Origin of the sequence: Mesorhizobium sp. M7A.F.Ca.CA.004.06.1.1 (assembly GCF_003999135.1) — a bacterium.
GTDB lineage: Bacteria > Pseudomonadota > Alphaproteobacteria > Rhizobiales > Rhizobiaceae > Mesorhizobium.
This window is the reverse complement of sequence record NZ_RZPQ01000736.1, coordinates 1-2,936: the sequence shown is the minus strand read 5'-3', so window position 1 is coordinate 2,936 and position 2,936 is coordinate 1. Positions and strand designations below refer to the sequence as shown.

Below are 2,936 nucleotides of genomic sequence, written 5' to 3'. Positions count from 1 at the left end.
TTTAAAGATCGTCCTTTTTTTGCCCTAATATGTCCGAGCAGTGGTCCCCCCTCCAGGGGGCGGACCGCCATTGCTGGGCTGCTATGGATTCAAAGCAACCCGCAAAAGGGACTGCAAGCGGCAGGTGATACACCCTGCCACCGCATCGCGAGGGCTAGAGACGCCCGAGCACGACCAGGATAATGACTATAAGCAGCAGAAGACCGAGGCCGCCGCCGCCGTAATAGCCGGTGCCGTAGAATGGCCCGCCGCCAAGCCCACTAAAACCGCCAAGCAATGCAATGATCAGAATGATGATAAGAATTGTGCCGAGACCCGTGACTTGCTCTCCTGTTTGCGGCTTCGCGCCTTAGAGGGAGCGGCGGTCGCCGGCTGATGTGATTATGAACTCGCTACAAGCCTTCCTGTTCCCGACTGAGACCGCATCGACGCTGCCAGGTTCAAGGATGTCAGGCGAACAAAGGTCACCCCGAGACGCCCAAGTAGCCCCGGTCTTTCAGCAATCCAGCGAGATGGGCGGCGTTTGATGCTGCCATTTCGATCGCACCCGAGACCTTTTCCGGAGTCGCCGGCAGATCGACATAGTTAACCTCCTGCATGGCCTCGCCGACCCAGTAGACCCCGCCATTGGCCGGGATGGTGAAGCCAACATCGTTCAGTGCCTGAAAGCATTCCGCCTGGCAGTGATGCGCACCGTCCTCATTGCCGACGATGGCCACCAAGGCCACCTTTCCTGCTGCCGGCATGCGCCCTTTGTCATCGGTCTCCTCGAGAAACGCATCCATCCGCTCCAGGACGCGCTTGGCCACACTCGAGGGCTGGCCAAGCCAGATCGGGAGGCCGAGTACGAAAATGTCGGCCGCCAGTATTTTTTCTCTGAGTTTCGGCCAATCGTCGCCCTCGCCCATGTCGGAGAGCACGCCGGGCTTGATATCGTGACTGAGCGCACGCACGATCTCGCCCTTCACCTCGTATTGCATCAGCGCCGCCAGGACATCGGCGAGCAACCGATCGGTGGAGGATTTTTCCCTGTCGTTCGAAGCTTTGAGCGAGCAATTGAGTGCGAAGGCCGTAAGCGGCATCTGGATCTCCCTGCATTGTCCTAATTGCAAATCGCCGCGACGACGTCGCGACAGCCCATTCGCCCGTTGCGGGAGCGCCCGGCATTTAACGCCAGGGTTGAATGCTTGTTCCGCCAAGCGGACCAACAGGCCGGGGGCGAGACGGCCCCCTCCTCCCACTTGGTGACGGTCCAGCCGGCTCACAGGGGCACTGACCACTACTGGAGGACAGACAGCGATGAGCGATTCCGACGCAGGCTGTCTGGCGCAAAGAACCTGCAAGGTCACATGATCGCCAACTGCGGCGAATTCCTGCCGATCGAGGCACCGGCAGAATTCGTCAAGGCGCTGGCGGAATTTGCACCGAGATAGGTGAAGCGATCCGCGTTTATGCAGGTGCCTACTGGCTCGCGGAAGTTACGCGCCAGACCGTGTTTCCGACATCGTCGGCGATCAGCAACGCGCCCGATTTGTCGACGGCAACACCGACCGGCCGCCCGTGCGCCTTGTTGTCCTTGTCGAGGAAACCGGTGACGACATCCTGCGGCTTGCCGTCTGGATGACCGTCCTTGAACGGCACGAAAACGACCTTGTAGCCGTTGAAGCTCTTGCGGTTCCAGCTGCCATGCTCGCCAACAAAGGCGCCGTTGCGATACAGGTCCGGCAGGTTGGTTCCAGTGTAGAACGCCAAGCCCAGAGGTGCGACGTGGGAACTCAAGGCATAATCGGGAGGGATCGCCTTGGCGACCAGGTCCGGCCGCTGCGGCATCACGCGCGGGTCGACATGCTGACCATAGTAGCTGTACGGCCAACCATAGAACGCGCCGTCCTTGACCGAGGTCATGTAGTCGGGAACCAGGTTAGGACCGAGCTCGTCGCGCTCGTTGATAACAGCCCACAGCGCGCCGCTCTGCGGCTCCCAGCTCAGTCCGTTGGGGTTGCGCAGGCCGCTCGCGAAAACACGATAACGGCCAGTGGCCCTGTCGACTTCCCAGATGGCGGCCCGGTCCTTTTCCGCCTGGATGCCGTTCTCGGTGATGTTGCTGTTGGATCCGATGCCGACATAAAGCAGAGACCCGTCGCGGCTGGCCACGAGAGACTTTGTCCAGTGGTGATCGATAGGCCCGCCGGGCAACGGCGTCAGCACGGTGCCCGGGGCGGTGATCTTGGTGTCGCCCGACGTGTAGGGGTACCGCACGATGGCGTCGGTGTTGGCGACGTAGAGATCGTTGCCGACCAGCGCCACACCAAAGGGCGAATTGAGATGATCGAGAAAAACCTCCTGGACATCGGGCACACCATCGCCGTTGGTATCGCGCAGCAGAGTGATACGGTTGCTTCCTTCGGTGCCGCCGCCCGACGTCGCCATGGACTCGATCCAGCCCATGACCAGGTCTTTCGGCCGCTTGATCGCTGCACCGGGCGGCGCCACGGATTCGACCACCAGAACGTCACCATTCGGCAATGTGTAAAGCGAGCGCGGATGCTTCAAGCCCTTGGCGAAGGCCTGGATTTGCAAACCCTTGGCGACCGTCGGCCTTTCCTCCTGTTTCCAACCGATGACCGACGCGACATGCATCGGCGGCACCAGATACTGGATCGGTTCAGGCAGCGTCGGGTTCGCTCCGACCTGATCGGTGGGATCCGGTTCGTTGTCGCTGCATGCGGGCAGCACCAAAATCGATCCGCACAGCAGACCGAGGCTGGCGATACGCGGGATATGTCTGGCGGAGACATTCATTCGACCACCTCCACCTGAGTGCGGCCGGAACTCCATCCCAGCAGGCCCACCAAGAGAATAACGATCACGGCGGCGGCGGACAGGATGAGCCCCGTCGGCACGACCGAGGTCCAGGCATCCCGGCTGTGCACCAG

At 61.2% G+C, this 2,936-nt stretch carries 3 protein-coding genes; all 3 read right to left on the bottom strand.

Features of this window, described 5'->3' with window-relative positions:
• Window positions 1–154: 154 nt before the first annotated feature.
• The 3 genes from EN906_RS29255 to EN906_RS29240 all read right to left on the bottom strand — a co-directional run bounded on the left by EN906_RS29255 (window position 155) and on the right by EN906_RS29240 (window position 2,802).
• Window positions 155–304, bottom strand: coding sequence for a DUF3309 family protein (locus EN906_RS29255; RefSeq protein WP_127267413.1), 150 nt, complete (start codon window positions 302–304; stop codon window positions 155–157).
• A gap of 160 nt (window positions 305–464) precedes the next feature.
• On the bottom strand, window positions 465–1,082 hold the full coding sequence (locus EN906_RS29250; protein ID WP_127267424.1) for an NAD(P)H-dependent oxidoreductase: 618 nt from the start codon (window positions 1,080–1,082) through the stop codon (window positions 465–467).
• 379 nt (window positions 1,083–1,461) lie between these two features.
• Window positions 1,462–2,802 (bottom strand): sorbosone dehydrogenase family protein, encoded by a 1,341-nt coding sequence (locus tag EN906_RS29240; protein ID WP_127267414.1) that lies wholly within the window; start codon window positions 2,800–2,802, stop codon window positions 1,462–1,464.
• Between the last annotated feature and the right edge of the window lie 134 nt (window positions 2,803–2,936).